This is a genomic window from Arthrobacter sp. Rue61a (assembly GCF_000294695.2).
Lineage (GTDB): Bacteria > Actinomycetota > Actinomycetes > Actinomycetales > Micrococcaceae > Arthrobacter > Arthrobacter aurescens_A.
Genome location: NC_018531.1, coordinates 1,231,829 through 1,251,188 on the forward strand (window position 1 = coordinate 1,231,829; position 19,360 = coordinate 1,251,188).

Consider the following 19,360-nt stretch of genomic DNA (forward strand, 5'->3'; position numbering starts at 1 on the left):
CTATTCTCCTCGGAGTACTTCGATGGGACGGATGCGGGCGGTCAGCAAGGCCGGGACCAACGCCCCGATGATGGCAACCGCGAACACCGCGGCGATACCTGCTGCAAGGACGCCGGGGGAGACGCTTGCGGTCACTGAGGTGAGCAACTGGGAGGCGCCGCCGAAGGGGCCACCCTGACCGCCGCCCGGCATGCCACCACCCATACCGCCGCCACCTGGGACAGTGCCGTTCGGCATGGCCCCGGCAAGTCCGCCGCCGCGCTGGGTGGTGGGGGCCGCCGTCGTGCTGGTATTGGAACTGATGAGCGCGGAGGCGATGCCGCCGCTGGCCAGCGAAGCGATCACGGCACCCACAACGCTGCCGAGGGCAACCAAGACCAATGACTCGAGGACGAACTGCATTCCGATGGTGCGGTTTCGGGCACCAATGGCTTTCAAGACCCCGATTTCCCGGCGGCGCTCGCGGACCAACATGACCATGATCAACAGGATGATGATTCCGGCAGTTGCCAGGGCAGCGATGAAGGCGACCAGCGAGATGTTCTTGACACTGTCCAGTGAGCTGACTGCGGTTTCGAGGTTGCGCTGGCCCTGGGTGACGTCGGCCTTGTCCGTGCCGAGAGCGTCCTGGACAGCGGTCTTGGTGCTGTCCACGTTTTCCATGCTGTTGACCGTGACGATCATGGTGGAGAGCTCATCCGGGGTTTCGGCCAGAGTCTGGGCTTCCGGAAGCGTCACATAGACGGCGTTGTTTCCAAAAGTGGTCCCGGCGTCAAAGACGCCCGCTACGGTGAAGGTCTTGTCCTGGATGGTGAACGTGGAGCCCACCGTCAGGCTGTTCTTCTCAGCCAGTGACGTGCCCACGAGAGCTTTGGCTTCTGCCGCGGTGTAGTCGCCCAAACCTGTGCCACTGGTGAGTTCCAGGGCCTTGCCCGTGCTGTCCACCTCTGCACCGATGCCCGTCGCGGTGATCGGCAGCGTGCGTGCGGGCTGGGTGGTTGTGCCGGTGGTGCCGCTTGCGTTGTTCCGGTTGCCGAGCGTTCCGGCGTCGACGGCGGCCGTCAGGTTGGTGCTGACCGTCGCCTGCTGCCCGCCGGGGCCAAAGCCGCCGCCCGGGCCGGCCAGTTGGGTGGTGTCGGTGGTTGCCGTGGTTGCTGTCTGAAGACGAAGAGCCTTCGTGCCAACTACAGACGTCACATTGGCGACCGATGCCGCAGTCTCAGCTTCCGCCGTCGTGAGTGGTTCGCCGCCACCCTCGAACCCCTGGCCGCCTGCCGGGTTAACCGTCAGCGTGGTTCCCACGGAGGCATTGAGCTCCTGGACCTTGGCGCCCACGGCTTGGTTGGCCACGAGCATGGCCAACGCCAGGCCGATGGCTACGGCCAGGACGGCAACTACCGCCGCCGTTCTGATTTTGTTGCGGAAGGCATTGCCTACGCTTCGGGCAAGGACGCTCACGTTTCTCCTCTTGACCTGCAAGTTTGTTTGGCCCACTGGACGTGGGCTGCAGATTCAAGACTCGTGAGTGCTGCTGTGCGGGAAGCCAGCCGAAGCTATGCGTGGGCTGTGAAAGCGAAAGCCCCGGCCCGCCAATGGCGGACCGGGGCTTGCGGTGTAACTCGGGTATCAGTTACTTGGTGATCGGGCCAAGTACCGGATCGTCAACGTAAGCGGTCTTGACGTTCTCCAGGGTCACGATCTGTGGCGGGAGGAGGTAAGCCGGGACGGTCTTGACGCCGTTGTTGTAGGAGTCCTTGTCGTTGATTTCCAGTTCCTTGCCGGCCTGGAGGTCCTTCACCATGGTGATGGCGTGCTCAACGAGCTTGCGGGTGTCCTTGTTGATGGTGGAGTACTGCTCGCCTGCCATGATCGACTTGACGGACTCAACCTCGGAGTCCTGGCCGGTCACGACGGGGAGCGGCTTGCCGGCGGCCTTGACGGACGTCAGCACTGCGCGGGCCAGGGTGTCGTTCGGGGAGAGGACGCCGTCCAAGGAAGCGGTGCCGTAGCTGCCGGTGAGCAGCGTGTCAGCGCGACGCTGGGCGTTTTCAGCCTTCCAACCCTGGGTGACAGCCTGCTCGAACGACGTCTGGCCCGAAACTACCTTGAGGGTGCCGTCGTCGATCTTCGGCTTCAGGACGCTCATGGCGCCGTCGAAGAAGACCTTCGCGTTGGCATCATCCGGGGAGCCGGCGAAAAGCTCGACGTTGTACGGGCCGGAGGCCTTCTTGGCCTTCATGCCGTCCAGCAGTGCCTGGCCCTGCAGTTCACCAACCTTGAAGTTGTCGTAGGCCACGTAGTAGTCCACGTTCTCGGTGTTCAGAAGCAGACGGTCATAGGCGATGACTGTAGCGCCGGAGTCCTTGGCCTGCTGGAGCTGCGTGCCGAGCTGCGCACCGTCGATGGCACCGACGATGATGACCTTGGCGCCCTTGGTGACCATGGCGCTGATCTGGTTCTGCTGCTCGGAAACGCCGCCGTTGGCGAACTGTACGTCAGCCTTGAAGCCGGCGCCCGTGAGGCCGTCGTTGAACAGCTTCTCCGCCAGGACCCAGTTTTCACTGGTCTTCTGCGGAAGTGCGACGCCGATCAGCGAGTCCTTGGGGAACGCTTCCCCGCCTGCTGTGCTGCTGCTTGAGCCGCTGTCAGTGCGGCCGCAGGCTGTCAGCGCCAGTGCCGCGATGGCAGCGACTGCTGCTGCCTTTCCTGCTTTACCAAACATTCGCATATCTTGGGTCACTTTCTGTGTGGGTGGGGTGGAGCGAGTCTGTCAGGAAGCGGATTACGCTTCCTTGGAGATGACCTCTTTGGTGGAGGTGGTTTCGTCGGGCTTGATCTCGTTGTTGCGCTGGAAGTTCTTCATCAGCAGCCCGGTAATGGACCGCTTGCCCTGGGACTTGTTGTAGACATCGAAGGCAACGGCTGCCAGGAGCACCAGGCCCTTGATGATCTGGGTGAGGTCGGCGCCTACGCCCAGGAGCTGGAGGCCATTGTTCAGGACGGCCATCACCAAGCCACCCACGATCGAGCCGATCACGGTACCGACGCCACCGGTAACGGCAGCGCCGCCAATGAAGACGGCTGCGATGGCGTCCAGTTCCCAACCGACGCCGTCGAACGGGCCGGAAGCGGTGGAGCGGCCCACGAAGATCATGCCTGCCAGGCCAGCCAGGACGGACATGTTCATCATGACCAGGAAGTTGACCTTCTTGGACTGCACGCCGGACAGCTCAGCTGCGTGGCGGTTGCCACCCACGGCGTAGACGTGGCGGCCGAGGACGGTCTTATCGGCGATAAAACCGTAGATGAGGACCAGGACGGCCAGAATCAGGCCCGGGATGGGGAAGGAAGTACCGGGGCGGCCCGTGGCGAACAGGTACGTGGCGTAGAGGATGGCACCGCAGATGAGGACCAGCTTGGTAACTTCAACCCAGAGCTCGGGAACGTCGGCTCCCAGCGCCTTGTTGGTGGCGCGGGCTCGCAGCGACATGATCACCACGAGCGCGGCGGCAATGATTCCGAGTAGCAAGGTGAGGTTGTTGAAGCCGGTGTTCGGTCCAATTTCAGGCAAGTATCCGGAGCCCAGAAACTGGAATTCCTTGGGGACAGGGATGGTGTTGGACTTGCCCACGAACTGGTTGAAGCCGCGGAACAAGAGCATGCCGGCCAGGGTCACGATGAAGGCGGGTATGCCCACGTAGGCCACCCAGAATCCTTGCCAGGCACCGATCACTGCCCCCAGGACCAGACCGAAGAGGACACCGGCCCACCATGGGAAACCCCAATCCCGCATGGCCAGGGCCACGAAGACGCCGACGAAGGCGGCAACGGAACCCACGGACAGGTCGATGTGGCCGGCGATGATCACCAGGACCATGCCGATGGCCAGGATCAGGATGTAAGAGTTGCCGTTGAACAGGTTGATCACATTGCCGGGGGTGAGCGTACGGCCCTCGGTGAAGATCTGGAAGAAGACGATAAGTGCCACCAGGGCGAAGATCATGCCGAACTGGCGGGTATTGCCACCAAATAGCTTCTTGAGCGCGTTCATTGTTTTGGTCCTTGTGTCAGGAAGGGGCGAGGCTGGGCCAATGGTCAGGCGGATTTGCGGGCGGAAGTCATGAGCTTCATGAGGCTTTCCTGGCTTGCTTCGTTCTTGTCCAGGACGCCGGTGATGGCGCCTTCGAAGATGGTGTAGATGCGGTCGGACAGGCCCAGGAGCTCGGGAAGCTCCGAGGAAATGACAATCACTCCCTTGCCTTGGTTGGCCAGCCTCTGGATGATGCCGTAGATCTCGTACTTGGCACCCACGTCGATTCCACGGGTGGGTTCATCCAGGATCAGGAGATCGGGATCAGTGAACATCCACTTGGCCAGCACTACTTTTTGCTGGTTACCGCCGGAGAGCTTGGCTACGCCTTCTTCCACCGACGGTGTCTTGGTTCGCAGTGATTTCCGGTACTCCTCGGCGACCGAGAATTCCTTGCGGGTGTCCACCACCGTGTAATTGCTGATCTTGTTCAGGGCCGCCGAAACCGTGGTGGTCTTGATGTCGTCCAGCAGGTTCAGGCCCAGGGACTTGCGGTCCTCGGTCACGTAGCCGAGGCCTGCGTCGATGGCGGCGCGAACGCTGCGGAGCTGGACCGGCTTGCCGTCTTTGTAGACCTGCCCCTTGATGAACCGACCGTAGGAATGCCCGAACAACGATCGCGCCAGTTCCGTGCGGCCTGCGCCCATCAACCCGGCGAAGCCGACGATTTCGCCGCGGCGTACGTAGAAGTTGGAACCCTTGCAAATCAGGCGGTCCTGGATCTGGGGGTGTCCCACCGTCCAGTCCTTGACCTCGAAGAAGACTTCACCGATCTTCGGCTCGTGATCCGGGAAGCGGGACTCGAGCGTCCGGCCAACCATGCCTTTGATGATGCGGTCCTCGTCCACGCCATCCCGTTTGACGTTCAGCGTCTCGATCGACTTGCCGTCACGGATGATGGTGATCTCGTCAGCGATCTGTTCGATCTCGTTGAGCTTGTGGGAAATGATGATCGAGGTGATGCCCTTGCCCTTCAGGCCAAGGATCAGGTCCAGCAGGTGCTGGGAGTCCGACTCGTTCAGCGCTGCGGTGGGCTCGTCCAGAATCAGCAGGCGAACGGATTTGTTCAACGCTTTGGCGATTTCCACCAGCTGCTGCTTGCCGACACCGATTTCCTTGATGGGGGTGTCCGGGTCTTCCCGCAGGCCTACCCGGGCCAGCAATTCAATGGAACGCTTGCGGGCTTCCGCCCAGTCAATGACGCCCCACTTGGTGGGTTCGTTGCCCAGGAAGATGTTCTCCATGATGGACAATTCCGGAATCAGCGCCAGTTCCTGGTGGATGATCACGATGCCCGCCGCTTCACTGGCGCGGATGTCCTTGAACTGCTGCGTTTCGGCCATGTACACGATGTCGCCCGTGTAACTGCCGTGGGGGTAAACGCCCGACAGTACTTTCATGAGCGTGGACTTGCCGGCGCCGTTCTCGCCGCAAATTGCGTGGATTTCGCCGGCCAGCACGCGCAAGCTCACATTCGACAAGGCCTTCACGCCTGGGAATTCCTTCGTGATCGAGCGCATCTCCAAAAGGACGGGATCACTTTGCGTGTTGAGGGATGTCATCAGCCCTTACGCCTCCAATGCATGACTTCGTTGTCGGCCCCGCAAACGGCGGAGCTGTCTGATGAAAAAGTAAACTGGATCACCTATCTTGTCGTCAAGACTTGAACACAAGATCCAGCTAACGATTTCGTTACCTACCGGTAATACCGGCATGTTGGAACACTAATGCGGCTGCGCCAAGGGCTTCTGCACGGGCCCCGAGGGAGGACATGGCCAGGTGCGTTGTCTCGCCCACCACGGGCACTGCGTGGCGCACCAGGCCCCTGCGGATAGGGTCCAGCAAAAGGTCGCCGAGGCCCGCCAAGGGGCCACCGACCACGATTACTTCCGGGTTGATCAGATTGGAAACGTTGCCGAGCGCGCGGCCAACCGCAAGTCCTGCATCGTCCACCACGCGCTGGGTCGCGGAGTCGCCGGCGAGGCAGTTGCGCACGATGTCCTGCGGCGTCAGGAGTGTCTCCTGGCCACGGCCCAACAGCTCGATCATGGTGGTGGTGGACGCTATCGTCTCAAGGCAACCCCTGTTGCCGCACCGGCACACCAAACCATGTTCATGGATGGTCGCGTGGCCGATTTCGCCTGTGATACCCACGTTGCCGTAGTAAGGAAACCCGTTGAGTATCAGGCCCGCGCCGATGCCCGAACCGATCTTGAGGAACATCAAGTTGAAGACCCCGCTGTGGGGACCCCACGTTACTTCGGACAGCGCACCCAAGTTGGCGTCGTTGTCAACAAAGACGGGGCAATTCAGGGCTTCCTCCAGCCGATGGAGGATGTCGATACCTACCCACTCCGGGAGGATGGCGCCTTGGGCGACCGTGCCGGAGCGTCGATCGATGGGGCCGGGGATGCCCGCTCCCGCACCCACAACGGCTGTGCGATCAATGCCGTTTTCCTCGAGCAGCTTTTCCAGTAACCGCACCGCCGCTGCGATGCCTTCCTCGGCCCGGTGGCCTAGCGGCAACTCAATGTAATCCTCAGCAATCACGTGGTAGCCCAACGAGGCGAGGACCACCCGCAGGTGGCGGCGTCCAAAGTCGATTCCGACGGCGACGGCCCCGTTGCTGTTCAGCCTCACGTTGGTTGCCCGGCGGCCGGAACTGGTGGTCGGTTCCGTGGAAACCAAGCCGGCGTCCTGCATGATTTTCACGATGTTGGAGATCGTGGCGGTGGAAAGTCCGGTCTGCCGGGAGAGCTCTGCCTGCGTGGACGGCCCGCTCAACAAGCATTCGATGATGCGTTGCTGATTCAGGTGGCGGAGCGCTGACTGCGAGCCGGGTTTTCTTGGGTGGCTCTTCGTTGAGCGCTGCGTAGCGGGCATGACAAGAAGATTGCCCCACAAGCGATGTTGTAGTCAAGAAGTGAACACAGCAAGTCAACCCTGCCCGACATACTCCAACGCAAGAATGTCTCTTAAGTACCCGTTGTGAGGCCCGATATGCACCCTAAGATCCCCCATTTGCGCGCAGAGGTGGCCTCGCAACGCAAGGGAGCGCGGGCATTGCGTCCCGATTTGGGGGCGTGCGGGTCCAATTGCCTCACCAGATGCTCGAGTCCCACGCCTACGCTGGAAGGAAAGATCCTCCCGGGCACGTGAATTTGGCAACGGGATCAGTCGAAACCAAGGTGGTAATGATGCTGCTCTCAGTCCTGCAGGCGAACGCTTCCGTCATGGACGTAGAGGCCAACCTGCGCACAATCGACGACGCCGCCCAGCGCGCCGCTCAAGCCGGGGCCGGGCTGCTCCTCACACCGGAGCTGTTCCCCGTTGGCTACGCACCGCTGCGTCTCCACGCTGAACTGGATCCGGCTACCCTCCCCGGCATCCGCGAGCGCCTGTCCGAGATCGCCCGCCGTCACAGCATCGGCCTGGTGTACAGCCTCCCGGCAGTCGCCGACCATGAGAATGCCTGGCACATCACCGCTTCCCTCCTGGATGCCGAGGGCAACGAAGTCCTCAACTACGCCAAGGTCCACCTCTTTGGCCCGGAGGAGCACAAGGCGTTCGTTGGCGCCCAAGAACCTCCCGCGGTCGTGGATTTCAACGGAATCCGTACATCGATGCTGATCTGCTACGACGTGGAGTTCCCGGAGGCGGTCCGTGCCGCCGCCACCCGTGGTGCCGAGCTCCTGTTGGTGCCAACAGCTCTTTCTGCCGGGTTCGACAACGTTCCGCAGGTCCTCATCCGCGCGCGGGCGTTGGAGAGCCAGCTCAACGTGGCGTACGCCAACCACTCCGGGCATGAGGACGTCTACACGTTCCTGGGCGGCAGCGTCGTGGCCGGACCGGACGGCTCGTTGCTTGCGGCAGCAGGGGAGTCCGCGGCCCTGCTGTTCGCCGAGGTGGGCACGGAGTCGGTCAACGCGGCACGCGAGGAAGTCCCGTACCTGCGCGAACGCCGGCCGAACCTCTATGCAGAGTGGGACAAGCGCGCCTAGTCGCGGGTCCCTTCAGCTGCAGCGCCGGCCACCAGCTCGTCCACGTACTGCAACGCGAACCACAGCTCGGCCCGGATCTGCGCTTGGTTGAGGTCCATGTCCAATAGTTCGCCGAGCACGCCGATCTGCCGCCGGACACTGTTCCTGTGAAGTCCAAGGAGTTTGGCCGAGCCGTCCCAGCTGCCGTTTTCGCTGAGCCAGCCTCGCAGGACACTCAACAGCGGGTCCCGCCGGTCCGCTTCCAGCGACAGCACGGGTGCCAGGAGTCGTTCGGCCAGCATGGTTCCCGCTTCACGGCCCAGGAGTCCTGTGACGGACCACGTCACCTCGTCCACGCGGGCGCTCTTGCCGGTGGAGACAACGCGGCTGCGCAAAGAACCCGCCCGTTGGTATGCCGCCTGAAGGCCAAGGAGTTCCGTTGGCTCGCCGATTACCAGTCGCCAGCCCAGCTTCTCGATATCCGCAAGCAGGGAATCGTCAACCCTGAGCCGCGTAATGGCCGCGAAACCGTACTCGGTGATCTCCACGAGCTTGGTGTCGAACAGCCGCCGCCACTGGAGCACCTCGCGAACCGGGCCGTCGTCAGCCGCGCCATCAACCCGGACGCCTTGAACCACCCGCATCTGTGCCGACCGGGTGGACGACAGACTCTGGGCGAGCAGGTCCTTCAGCCCGTTGACATGTTTAGTGCCGCCTGACGCCAGCGAGTCCGGGTGCAACAGCACGGCCGTAGCCAGCTGGCTGGGTGCCAACGAGCCACTGGTCCGCTGCCTCACCAGCAACTCCAGCAGACCAACGGCCGCCTGCACCACATTGTTTTGCGCAGGAGTCAGCGGCGCGTCGGAGCCGAGGATCAGGGCGCCGAGGTTTGCATCCTTGGTGCTGCGCAACGGATGCCCGAACACCAGCGCCGATCCCGGCTGCTCAAAACCGTCCATCTCTACACGCGGACCGCTGCCTGACAGCAGCCGCTCCAGGAGCGGTGCCAACAAGGAATGTTCGACGCCGCTGCTGCCGCCGGCGTTGTGCCCGCGCGCCCGGACCCGTCCGTCAGCGCCCACCAAAACAGCCCACACGGGAACCCTCTGCACCAGGGCGGCCAGCAGTTCGTGTTCCGGCCTGGGGGAGAGTACCGCGCGCATGAGTTGGCGGTTGGTGTCCGCCAGTTGCCGGAAGACCCTCGCGTTGTCGGTTTCCAGAAGCTGGGAGAATTCCAGGCCGATCGCCGCGAACGGCACGGACTCAGGTACCTCGAACAATGTGAGGTTGTGCTTGCGGCAAGCATCCAGCAGGACGTCCGGGACGGCGTCGAAATACGGCCTGATGCCGAATCCGAGCGCAGCCACCTTGGCATCCACCAGCCGCTGGACGTAGGCGTCCACCTTGGCCGCCGAGCCGCCCTTCCCAAGGAAGGGCAACCCGGCGGTGAGGAGGAACTCGCCCTCCGGCAGGTACGGCGTGGGGTCTTCGAGCTCACTCGGTTCCACCCATCGCAGCAGCGAGGTGCCGCTGCCGCCGTCGTGAAGCATTTTCAACTCCGGCGGCAGCTGCTCCAGGAACTGTTCGAGCGTGACGAAACTGAGGCGGGCGGTGGCGGGCTCAGGCGACATTGCCTGGCCCGGCGGCTGCCGGCTCCTGGTAGTCGGGGCACCGGTAAGCGGTAGTGGCGTAAGCGCGGGGGAGCCGAGGCGCGATCCTGTTGATGATTTCGTCGCCGTGGCTTCCAATCGCGGCGCCCCAGTCGTCGGCGCTCGCCGCCCCGCAGGCCGGGTCACCGAACAGCACCGCCGTGTCGCCGACGTCGATTCCCGACGCGTCCGGCCCAAGGTCCACCATGAACTGGTCCATGCAGACCTTTCCGATCACCGGGACCGTGCGCCCGCCGATGTTCACCACCGAACGGCCGCTGATGCCTTTGGGGATGCCGTCCGCGTAGCCGAGCGGGATGAGCCCGAGGTATCGCGGCTCATAGGTGATGGCCTGGTGTTCGTAGCTGACGCCGGTGCCTGCGGGGACCTTCTTGAGCATGACCAGCGGTGCGGTCACGCTGAGCGCGGGACGCAGGCCAAAGTCGGCAGGGTCCAGGTGATCGGCCGGGGCGAGTCCGTAAATTGCCAGGCCTGCGCGGACCATGTCGAAGTGGAATTCGGGCCGGTCCAGGATGTTCGCAGAGCTGGATACGTGCCTAAGTTCGGGGGCAAGTCCTGCCTGGTGCGCTTCGCGAACAGCGTCCTCGAACTCGGCGACGGCGGTGAGGTTGCCGGGGTGCGCTGGTACATCGGCCCAGGCCAGGTGGGTCCAAATGCCGCGTACGCGAAGGTTCCCGTCGAGCTCTGCCTGCCGGGCCTGCGCCACGAGCTCGGCCCAGTCTTCCTTGCGCGCACCGCCGCGGCTCAGGCCGCTGTCCAGTTCCAAGTGCACGACGGCGGGACGGCCCAGGCGTTTCGCGATGCCTGCCAGCACCTCCAGTTGGCCAACGCTCCCGAGCGACACATCGATGTCGTTTTCGAGGGCTTCGCGAATGGTGGCGCTTGTCTGGGATGCCAGATACAACCAGGAAAGTATCGGCACAGTGATGCCTGCTTGGCGGAGCGCAATCGCTTCGCTGAGCTGGGCCGTTCCCAGCCAGTCCGCTCCAGCCTTGACAGCTGTGCGGGCTACTTCCACCAGTCCGTGGCCATAAGCATTTCCCTTCACCACGGCCATGAAGAATGGCGCCTCAGTGCGCTTTTTCAGGGCCTGGATGTTGTCCGAAATCGCCGACAGGTCCACGGTGACCTGCCCCGAAAGGGCTGCCGGAGCAGCCTCTTGATAGTGTGCATTACGTCTCATGGTTGAACACTATAGGTCATTTTGCACCGTGGTGAGAGGTGGCTCACATGCCAGTCTTGTGGAGGGGAAATCGAAACTACTTTGAAGGGACGTCAAGGGTGACTGTGCCTGTGAACACCAAAAACCCGGCTGCGGCCAACGGCGCCAGGCCGAGCCTGGGCGCGCAACTCCTGCGCCGCAAGCCCATTGGCCAGATGGTCAGCGAAGCCGGAAGCAGTGAAAGCGGAACGCCGCTGGTCCGCAGCTTCGGGGTCCTCCAGCTGACCATGATCAGCGTCGGTGCCACGCTCGGCACCGGCATCCTGGTCATCCTGGGCGAATCCGTGCCGCTGGCGGGACCTGCCATCTGGATCTCCTTCGTCATCGCCGGCTTGGCCGCTCTGCTCTCCGCCGTGTCCTATGCCGAAATGGCTGGACTCGTTCCGGTGGCAGGTTCCAGCTACTCCTACTCCTACGCCACCATGGGCGAGGGCATGGCCTGGATCTGCGGCTGGTGCCTGGTGCTGGAGTACGCGGTCTCGGTTGCAGCAGTTGCCGTGGGGGCCGGACAGTACGTCAACGAGACCTTGGCTGCCTTCGGTCAGTTCCTGCCGGACGCCGTGAGCCAGCCGCCGGGGGATGGCGGCGTGGTCAACGTCCCCGCGATGATCATCGTGATTCTGGCCATGGTCCTGCTGGTCCGCGGTGCACGTGAGAGTGCGTGGATCAACACTGCAATCGTGGTGATCAAGGTGGGCATCCTGCTCTTCTTCTGCGCCGTAGCGTTCACCGCGTTCAATGCCGGTAACTTCGAGCCTCTTCTCCCGATGGGTGCCGCAGGGGTATCCGCCGCAGCGTCGAGCGTTTTCTTCTCCTACATCGGCTTCGACGCCGCCTCCACCGCGGGTGAGGAAGCCAAAAACCCCAAGCGGGATCTCCCCAGGGCCATCATGCTGTCCATGGTGATCGTCACCAGCATTTATGTCCTGGTTGCCGTCGCTGCCATTGGCGCCCGGCCTTGGGGTTGGTTTGACGGTACGGAGGCTGCTCTGGTGCAGATCCTGCATGAGATCACCGGGCAGCCCTGGATTGCGCTGGTCTTCTCCATTGGTGCAGTTCTTGCCATCGCCAGCATCGTGCTGACAGTCCTCTACGGTCAGACCCGCATCATGCTCTCCATGTCCCGCGACGGCATGATGCCCAAAGTCTTTGGACGCATTTCCCGCCGAACCGGCACCCCTGTGGCCGGAACGCTGATCGTTGGCGTCGGCGTCGCCCTTGCCGCTGGCTTGGTCCCGCTGGGTGCTCTGGCCGACGCCACCAGCATCGGAACCCTGTTCGCGTTCGCGTTGGTCAACGTTGCAGTGATCTACCTGCGCCGCAACCGCCCCGATCTTGAGCGAAGCTTCAGGGTTCCCCTGTATCCGATCACTCCCATCCTGGGCACGCTGATGTGTGCCTACCTGATGATCAACCTCGGTGCCGATACCTGGATCACCTTCGGTGTCTGGATGCTCGTGGGCATCGCCATCTACTTCGGCTATGGACGCCGGAACTCCAAGGTAGCCGCGCTCAGCGAACAGGACTACCGTGAACTAACCACCAGGGCCGTGAGCCCGGAACCTGTGAAAGCAGCAAACTCATGACCATCGCCACCGAACTCCCGCTCATCGAGGAACCAGGAGCGCCCGCCGCAGCAGCCGGCGCACCGATCACCATGCTGAACCCGGACTTCCCGTTCAGCTACGACCATTACCTGGCGCACCCCAACGGGTTGGGCTCAGTCCCCGAGGAGCTCCACGGCACCGAGGTGGCCATCATCGGCGCCGGGCTGTCCGGCCTGGTTACCGCTTACGAACTCATGAAGCTTGGCCTCAAACCCGTCATCTACGAGGTCGACCAGATCGGTGGACGTCTCCGGACTGCGAGCTTCCCGTCCGCGCCCGGCGTTGTGGCGGACCTCGGCGGCATGCGCTTCCCGGTTTCCGGAAAGGCTTTCTACCACTACGTGGACCTCCTTGGCTTGGACACCAACGATTTCCCCAATCCCATGGCGCCGGCAACTTCTTCCACGGTCATTGAACTTGCGGGTAAGAAGCACTACGCCACCACTGCTGACGAGCTGCCGGAGTTCTTCCTCGAAGTGGCTGACGCTTGGAAAGCCGCAGTGAATGACGGCGCTGCTTTCGCCGAGATGCAGGAAGCCATCAAGGCCCGCGACACCAAGCGGATCAAAGAACTCTGGAACGCCCTCCTGCCGGAACTCGACGAGCAAACCTTCTACGGCTTCATCGCCGCCAGCAAGTCCTTCAAGGAGGCCGGGTTCGCTCACCGTGAAGCATTCGGGCAAGTGGGCTTCGGCACCGGTGGTTGGGATACCGACTTCCCCAACTCCATCCTCGAAATCCTCCGCGTGGTCTACACCGACGCCGACGACCAGCACCGCTCCATTAAGGGAGGAGCGCAAAGGCTCCCCGAGGCACTCTGGAACCACGCGCCGTCGGGCCTTAAGTACTGGCCGGAAGGCACCTCGCTCGCGTCCCTGCACTCCGGCTCGCCGCGCGGAGCCGTGGACAACATCCGCCGGGCGGAGAACGGCGACCTCCTGGTCCGCGAGAACTGGGGGCGCGAGGCCACGTACCAAGCCGTGGTGACCACCTGCCAGTCCTGGCTGCTGTCCACGCGCATCCACACCGAGGAAGCGCTGTTCCCAGCCGAGTTGTGGACCGCGATCGAGCGCTCGCACTACATGCAGTCGTCCAAGACCTTCGTGATGGTGGACCGGCCGTTCTGGAAGGACATCGATCCCGAGACCGGCCGCGAGGTCTTGTCCATGACCCTCACCGACCGCCTCAACCGGGCAACGTACTTGCTCGACGACGGCCCGGACAAGCCCGCTGTCATCCTCCTGTCCTACACATGGAACGACGACGCCCTGAAATGGCTAGCGCTCACCGCCGAGGAACGCGTGAAGCTCATGCTGCACTCCTTGGAGCAGATCTACCCGGGCGTGGACATTTCAAGCCACATCATCGGGCAGCCGATCACGGTGTCCTGGGAAGCGGACCCCAACTTCATGGGCGCGTTCAAAGCCAACCTGCCCGGGCACTACCGCTACCAGCAGCGCCTGTTCACGCACTTCAAGCAGGACCAACTGCCGGAGTACCAGCGGGGCATCTTCCTCGCGGGGGACGATGTGTCCTTCACCGCCGGATGGGCTGAGGGTGCCGTGACCACGGGCTTGAACGCCGTGTGGGGAGTGGTGAACCACCTGGGTGGCTCGTCGGCCGCCGGCAACCCGGGTCCGGGTGACCTGCTGGATGAGCTCGGCCCGATCTCCCTGGACTGATCTCCCCTTATACGTTGCGAGGCCCGCTCTGCACCCTAAACCCTCAGGGAGGCGGTGGGGATGCAGGGCAGGGCCTCGCATTCGTATTTATCCACGAAGGGATGTTCGCCTAGCTGAGGGCTAAGGCGAGGCCAAACATGGCCAGCGCGAATATCGGGAAAAGCCAGTTGGTGACCAGCACGCCGATCTTCTTCCGCGCTCCGGTGTTCGGCTTCGTGTCGGCGGTTGGGTCGATAATGTCGTCGTTATCCGGGCCAAGGTGCCTCATCGTGTTGACGATGGAGAGAAGAACCATGATGGCGGCGCTGCCCATGAGCCAGGGGAGAGGGTTCAGTTCCAGCCATGCATCCGCCCGGTTGGTCGGCGCTACTACTCCGGAGGCAAGCCCTGACGCTACGCAAATGACAACGAGGCCTACGAGCACCCAGTGGCGCCGGACCGCTGCGGTGAGATAGAGCGGCAGGAGTGCAATGACTACGAGCGGCGTCGCAACAAGAGCTGCCTGTACCGGCGAAATCAGCATTGGCTCGGAGCGGGCCCATGGCACCACGGCCTGGTTGAAAAGCAAAAAGGCCAAGAGGCCCAGCATGGATGGCCAGAGTGCCTTCCTTACCCATTCAAACTTCGGCGCACGTGGAAGTTCGAGCTCGGCCGCATAGCTGCGTGCTGGCCCGAACGCTTCCTCAGCCTGTTGGCCGGTGTCTCTGAGGAGTTCCCGGACGCTTGCCACGGTGTCACCGATTGCATCCCCATGTACCTGGCGGAGTCGAAGTTCCAGGACGAGTTCGTCAAACCATTTCTTGTTGGCGGTTTCCTGCATCATGTAGTGGTCTCCTTCGTGTCCTGCCCGTCGAGGTATCGCTTGCTGAGCTCGGTGAATCGCAGCCAGTCCGCGCTGAGCCGTTTCACTTCGGTGCGCCCGCGGTCAGTCAGGGCAAAGTACTTTCGGCCCGGTCCGCCGTCCCCTGCCCGCCATTCGGTGGTGACCAGGCCAGCGGCCTCATAACGGGTGAGGAGCGGGTAGAGAGTGCCGCCCTTGATGGTGCCGAACCCGTGGCGCTCAAGTTCACTGATGATCGCGTAACCGTAGGAGGGGCCAGCGGAGAGGGCATGAAGCGAGAGGAAGCCCAGCGTCGCACGCAGCCAATCACTTGGCCAATCAGCGCCTTCCGACGTCGGCGGACCTGGATGGGAAACTGTCATGACTATATTGTCACTCTAAGTAGTTAGCCTGTAAAGCCATGGTATGCAGCGAGGCCTGCCCTTCGACCGAACGCTCAGGTTCTGTCGAAGGGCAGGCCTCGCGATTTGCGTCAGTTTGTGTGTATCTCCCTGTGTGCCGCAGCGAGCTCCTTGTAGTGGGCCGCGTTGTGCTTGACACCCTCAAACTCTTCATCGGTAAGTTCGCGGCGGACCTTCGCGGGAACACCGGCAACGAGGGAGCGCGGGGGAATGACTGTGCCCTCCAGAACCACTGCGCCGGCAGCGATGAGCGAACCCGATCCAACTACTGCGCCGTTGAGGATGGTGGCGCTCATGCCGATCAGGCAGTCGTCCTCTATGGTGCAGCCGTGGACCACTGCGCTGTGACCCACGGAGACGCGCTCGCCGACGGTGCACGGGAAGCCGGGGTCGGCGTGGAGGACTACGTTGTCCTGGAGGTTGGACCCTGCACCCACGCTGATCGCGGCCGTATCTGCGCGGACGGAGACGCCGTAGAAAGCACTGGAGTCCTCGGCCAACGTGGCCTTGCCAATGATTGATGCCGTGGGTGCCACGAAGGCGGTGTCATGGATGGCCGGAGTATCCCCGGCGAAAGTGTAAGAAGGAGCCATGGAGCCCAGCTTAGTTCCCCATGAGGTGGCACTTCGGGCCGATATGCCGCCCCCAAACGGCCTGAAGTGCGACTCAGTTGAGCAACGGGGTGCGGAGGACCAGGAACTGGTAGTGCTGATTCCACTGACCCGCGCCGGGGCCGGACTCCACGCCCACACCTTCCGGCCAGGTCCGGAAGTGTTCCACAGCACCGTGTTCGCCAAAAATCCGCTGCACGGTTTCGTCGCTACGGCGGCTGAAGAACCGTCGCGGCTCCTCGAGGTCCTCCGGGTTGAGGACTTCGTCGTCCTCACCTGACCAAAGCCCGACGGCGATTGGCGCACCAGGTGCGGTGACCCGCACCAGTTCGCGGACGACGTCGTGAATTCGGCTGTTGGGAACATGAAGGAGAGTGCTCATGGTCCACGCCGCAGAGAACGCAGAAGAGGCAAAAGGGAGGTCCCGCCCGCTGGCCACCGAGGCGTCGAGCCCGGCCGAGCGCGCCAAATGAACGCTTTCCGGGGACAGGTCAACACCGGTGTAATGCAGCCCTGCGCGGACGAACTCCACGCCCTCCACCCCGGTTCCACACCCGAGTTCCAGCAATGAGTGCCGGTGCTCGGACTTCAACAGCCGGATGAACCATTCCCTGCATTCAACCCGATGCGGGGTCAATGCCCGGGTGTTCCGGACGGGAGCATGGCGGTCGTAGTAAACCGCCAGGTCAGCTTCATGGTTGGCCTCGGGGATGCCGTGCATACCCTCAGCATAGGAGCGGCGTTAGTTGAACACCACGGTCCGGGTGCCGTCGAGCAGCACGCGGTGTTCGGCATGCCACTGGACTGCTTGGGCCAGCGTACGGCCTTCGACGTCGCGGCCCATCTGCACGAACTGGGCAGCCGTGCGTGCGTGGTCAACGCGGATGACTTCCTGCTCGATGATCGGACCCTCGTCGAGGTCGGCCGTCACGTAGTGGGCAGTGGCGCCGATGATCTTCACACCGCGGGCGTGGGCCTGGTGGTACGGCTTGGCACCCTTGAACGAGGGAAGGAAAGAGTGGTGGATGTTGATGGCCTTGCCGTTCAACTCCGTGCAGAGATCGTTGGAGAGAACCTGCATGTAACGGGCCAGGACCGTCAGTTCGACGTCGTGCTCGGCGATCAGCTTCAGCAGCTCCGCCTCGGCCTGGGGCTTGGTTTCCGGCGTCACGGGGATGTGGTGGAACGGGATTCCGTAGAACTCCGCCAACGACTCGAGGTCGCGGTGGTTGGACACGATGGCCGGAACGTCGATGGGCAAGGTGCCGGTGCGCTGCTGGAACAGGAGGTCGTTGAGGCAGTGCGCGTCCTTGGAGCACAGGATGATGGTGCGGACCTTCTGGCCCACGGGGTTGATCTGCCAGGTCATGCCAAAGGATTCGGCCACCGGCCGCAGGGCAGCGGCCAGTTCGTCTTGGGAGGACGCAGTGGTTGCCTCCACGCGCATGAAGAAGTTGCCGGTGGTGGGACTTCCGTATTGTTGCGAATCGGCGATATTGCACCCGGCGTCAAGAAGTGCGCCGGCGACAGCGTGCACGATGCCGGGGCGGTCGGGGCAGGAGAGGGTCACAACAAAAGCGGTGGAGTCAGTCACACGGACAAGCCTACCGGTGCTGCCTTGTTGTACTGTTAATGGGTCGCAACTGGCGTTGGGTGGACTACCACCAGGGAGCGGCAATCACGAAGACCACGGATCGTACGCCTGGGCCGAGGGTCATGTCTTACCGTCGCACGCACGTGACCGATGCCTCCTGTCATCAAGGGGACGCGGGAATGCTGCTGCCGGTAGCCTGACCTGTAGCACCACCCGTTCCCTAGCCAGGAGATCTCCGTGACTACCACCACTTCAGCGTCTGTCAGCAACCAGTCGCTCGCCGATCTCGATCCCGAGATCGCAGCAGTCCTCAACCAGGAACTTGGCCGCCAGCGCGGCACCCTGGAAATGATTGCGTCCGAAAACTTCGCCCCCCGCGCCGTGATGGAAGCCCAGGGCTCCGTCCTGACCAACAAGTACGCCGAGGGCTACCCGGGCCGCCGCTACTACGGCGGTTGTGAATACGTCGACGTCGCTGAGCAGCTCGCCATCGACCGCGTCAAGGAACTCTTCGGCGCCGAGTACGCCAACGTCCAGCCCCACTCCGGTGCCCAGGCAAACGCTGCAGCGCTCTCCGCCATGATCACCCCGGGCGACAAGATCCTCGGCCTGTCCCTGGCACACGGCGGACACCTGACCCACGGCATGAAGCTCAACTTCTCCGGCAAGCTCTACAACGTAGCGGCTTACCAGGTTGAAGAAGACAACTTCCGCATCGACATGGACAAGCTCCGTGAGCAGGCCATCGCCGAGAAGCCGCAGGTCATCATCGCCGGCTGGTCCGCGTACCCGCGCCACCTCGACTTCGCTGCCTTCCGCTCCATCGCTGATGAGGTGGGCGCGCTCCTCTGGACGGACATGGCCCACTTCGCAGGCCTCGTTGCAGCAGGACTGCACCCGAGCCCCGTACCGCACTCCGACGTCGTCACCTCCACCGTTCACAAGACCCTCGCCGGTCCGCGTTCCGGTGTGATCCTGGGCAAGCAGGAGTGGGCCAAGAAGCTCAACTCCAGCGTCTTCCCGGGCCAGCAGGGCGGACCGCTCATGCACGTCATCGCCGCCAAGGCCGTTGCTTTCAAGATCGCCGGCAGTGAAGAGTTCAAGGAGCGTCAGGAGCGCGTCCTCGAGGGTGCCAAGATCATCGCTGACCGTCTGAACCAGTCCGACGTTGCCGAGGCCGGCGTCTCGGTCCTCACCGGCGGCACCGATGTTCACTTGGTCCTGGTTGACCTGCGCAACTCGCAGCTGGACGGCCAGCAAGCCGAAGATCTTCTGCACTCCGTGGGCATCACCGTGAACCGCAACGCTGTTCCGTTCGATCCCCGCCCGCCGATGGTCACCTCCGGTCTCCGCATCGGTACGCCTGCCCTGGCTACCCGCGGATTCGGTGCTGCTGAGTTCACCGAGGTTGCAGAGATCATCGCCACCGCGCTCAAGGCCGGTTCCTCAGCAGACGTCGAGTCGCTGCAGGCCCGCGTGGACAAGCTCGCCGCCGACTTCCCGCTGTACCCGCAGCACGAGCAGTGGTGACCCGCGCTCCCGCAGCAATCAGTAAACAAGCACAACCCGGGCATTGAACCGGGGCTGACGGGACCCGCCGCCATACCCCACGGCAGCGGGTCCCGTCTGCTTGGGCCTCCCCACGGCCCACTCACGCAGGTC

16 protein-coding genes and 1 riboswitch are annotated in these 19,360 nt (G+C 63.1%); of the genes, 4 read left to right on the forward strand and 12 right to left on the reverse strand.

From position 1 onward, the window contains the following. The 5 genes from ARUE_RS05770 to ARUE_RS05790 all read right to left on the reverse strand — a co-directional run bounded on the left by ARUE_RS05770 (nucleotide 1) and on the right by ARUE_RS05790 (nucleotide 6,973). Nucleotides 1–1,458: an ABC transporter permease gene (locus tag ARUE_RS05770; protein ID WP_014921057.1), complete on the reverse strand. Its 1,458-nt coding sequence runs from the start codon at nucleotides 1,456–1,458 to the stop codon at nucleotides 1–3. 172 nt (nucleotides 1,459–1,630) lie between these two features. Further along, nucleotides 1,631–2,728, reverse strand: coding sequence for a substrate-binding domain-containing protein (locus ARUE_RS05775; protein ID WP_014921058.1), 1,098 nt, complete (start codon nucleotides 2,726–2,728; stop codon nucleotides 1,631–1,633). A 54-nt stretch (nucleotides 2,729–2,782) separates the two neighbouring features. Then, the gene (gene mmsB / locus ARUE_RS05780) at nucleotides 2,783–4,051 is read right to left on the reverse strand and encodes a multiple monosaccharide ABC transporter permease (protein ID WP_011773946.1); all 1,269 of its coding nucleotides are present in this window, start codon (nucleotides 4,049–4,051) and stop codon (nucleotides 2,783–2,785) included. Between the two features lie 44 nt (nucleotides 4,052–4,095). Beyond that, nucleotides 4,096–5,652, reverse strand: a complete 1,557-nt coding sequence (mmsA, locus tag ARUE_RS05785; RefSeq protein ID WP_011773947.1) for a multiple monosaccharide ABC transporter ATP-binding protein — start codon at nucleotides 5,650–5,652, stop codon at nucleotides 4,096–4,098. 130 nt (nucleotides 5,653–5,782) lie between these two features. Next, the gene (locus ARUE_RS05790) at nucleotides 5,783–6,973 is read right to left on the reverse strand and encodes an ROK family transcriptional regulator (protein WP_014921059.1); all 1,191 of its coding nucleotides are present in this window, start codon (nucleotides 6,971–6,973) and stop codon (nucleotides 5,783–5,785) included. Nucleotides 6,974–7,284: 311 nt separating this feature from the next. Between ARUE_RS05790 and ARUE_RS05795 the strand changes: the two genes are divergently transcribed. Next, complete coding sequence (locus ARUE_RS05795; protein ID WP_043471074.1) at nucleotides 7,285–8,091, forward strand: carbon-nitrogen hydrolase family protein; 807 nt, start codon at nucleotides 7,285–7,287, stop codon at nucleotides 8,089–8,091. On the opposite strand, the gene ARUE_RS05800 is transcribed toward ARUE_RS05795, so the two are convergent. Both ARUE_RS05800 and alr read right to left on the reverse strand, forming a co-directional pair. After that, entirely contained in the window at nucleotides 8,088–9,701 is a 1,614-nt protein-coding gene (locus ARUE_RS05800; RefSeq protein WP_011773950.1) for a PucR family transcriptional regulator, read from the reverse strand. The genes ARUE_RS05795 and ARUE_RS05800 overlap by 4 nt on opposite strands. Further along, a complete protein-coding gene (alr, locus tag ARUE_RS05805; RefSeq protein ID WP_286140273.1) occupies nucleotides 9,691–10,923 on the reverse strand; it encodes an alanine racemase in 1,233 nt (410 codons plus the stop codon). The genes ARUE_RS05800 and alr overlap by 11 nt, the downstream gene beginning before the upstream one ends. A gap of 194 nt (nucleotides 10,924–11,117) precedes the next feature. Between alr and ARUE_RS05810 the strand changes: the two genes are divergently transcribed. Then, nucleotides 11,118–12,548 carry an amino acid permease gene (locus ARUE_RS05810; RefSeq protein ID WP_238324632.1) on the forward strand — a complete coding sequence of 477 codons (1,431 nt, stop codon included), beginning with the start codon at nucleotides 11,118–11,120 and terminating at the stop codon, nucleotides 12,546–12,548. After that, a complete protein-coding gene (locus tag ARUE_RS05815) occupies nucleotides 12,545–14,251 on the forward strand; it encodes a flavin monoamine oxidase family protein (protein WP_014921062.1) in 1,707 nt (568 codons plus the stop codon). The genes ARUE_RS05810 and ARUE_RS05815 overlap by 4 nt, the downstream gene beginning before the upstream one ends. A 109-nt stretch (nucleotides 14,252–14,360) precedes the next feature. Here the strand turns inward: ARUE_RS05815 and ARUE_RS05820 are convergent, their stop codons facing one another. The 5 genes from ARUE_RS05820 to purU form a co-directional block, all read right to left on the reverse strand. Beyond that, nucleotides 14,361–15,074: a hypothetical protein gene (locus ARUE_RS05820; protein ID WP_014921063.1), complete on the reverse strand. Its 714-nt coding sequence runs from the start codon at nucleotides 15,072–15,074 to the stop codon at nucleotides 14,361–14,363. Further along, entirely contained in the window at nucleotides 15,071–15,454 is a 384-nt protein-coding gene (locus ARUE_RS05825; RefSeq protein WP_011773955.1) for a PadR family transcriptional regulator, read from the reverse strand. The genes ARUE_RS05820 and ARUE_RS05825 overlap by 4 nt, the downstream gene beginning before the upstream one ends. A 110-nt stretch (nucleotides 15,455–15,564) precedes the next feature. Then, nucleotides 15,565–16,086, reverse strand: a complete 522-nt coding sequence (locus tag ARUE_RS05830; protein ID WP_014921064.1) for a gamma carbonic anhydrase family protein — start codon at nucleotides 16,084–16,086, stop codon at nucleotides 15,565–15,567. A gap of 73 nt (nucleotides 16,087–16,159) precedes the next feature. Next, a complete protein-coding gene (locus ARUE_RS05835) occupies nucleotides 16,160–16,825 on the reverse strand; it encodes a class I SAM-dependent methyltransferase (protein WP_014921065.1) in 666 nt (221 codons plus the stop codon). 21 nt (nucleotides 16,826–16,846) lie between these two features. Next, nucleotides 16,847–17,698, reverse strand: a complete 852-nt coding sequence (gene purU / locus ARUE_RS05840; RefSeq protein ID WP_014921066.1) for a formyltetrahydrofolate deformylase — start codon at nucleotides 17,696–17,698, stop codon at nucleotides 16,847–16,849. 35 nt (nucleotides 17,699–17,733) lie between these two features. After that, nucleotides 17,734–17,819: riboswitch (ZMP/ZTP riboswitch) on the forward strand. Between the two features lie 116 nt (nucleotides 17,820–17,935). Between purU and glyA the strand changes: the two genes are divergently transcribed. Continuing rightward, nucleotides 17,936–19,228: a serine hydroxymethyltransferase gene (gene glyA / locus ARUE_RS05845; protein WP_014921067.1), complete on the forward strand. Its 1,293-nt coding sequence runs from the start codon at nucleotides 17,936–17,938 to the stop codon at nucleotides 19,226–19,228. Nucleotides 19,229–19,360 lie beyond the last annotated feature (132 nt).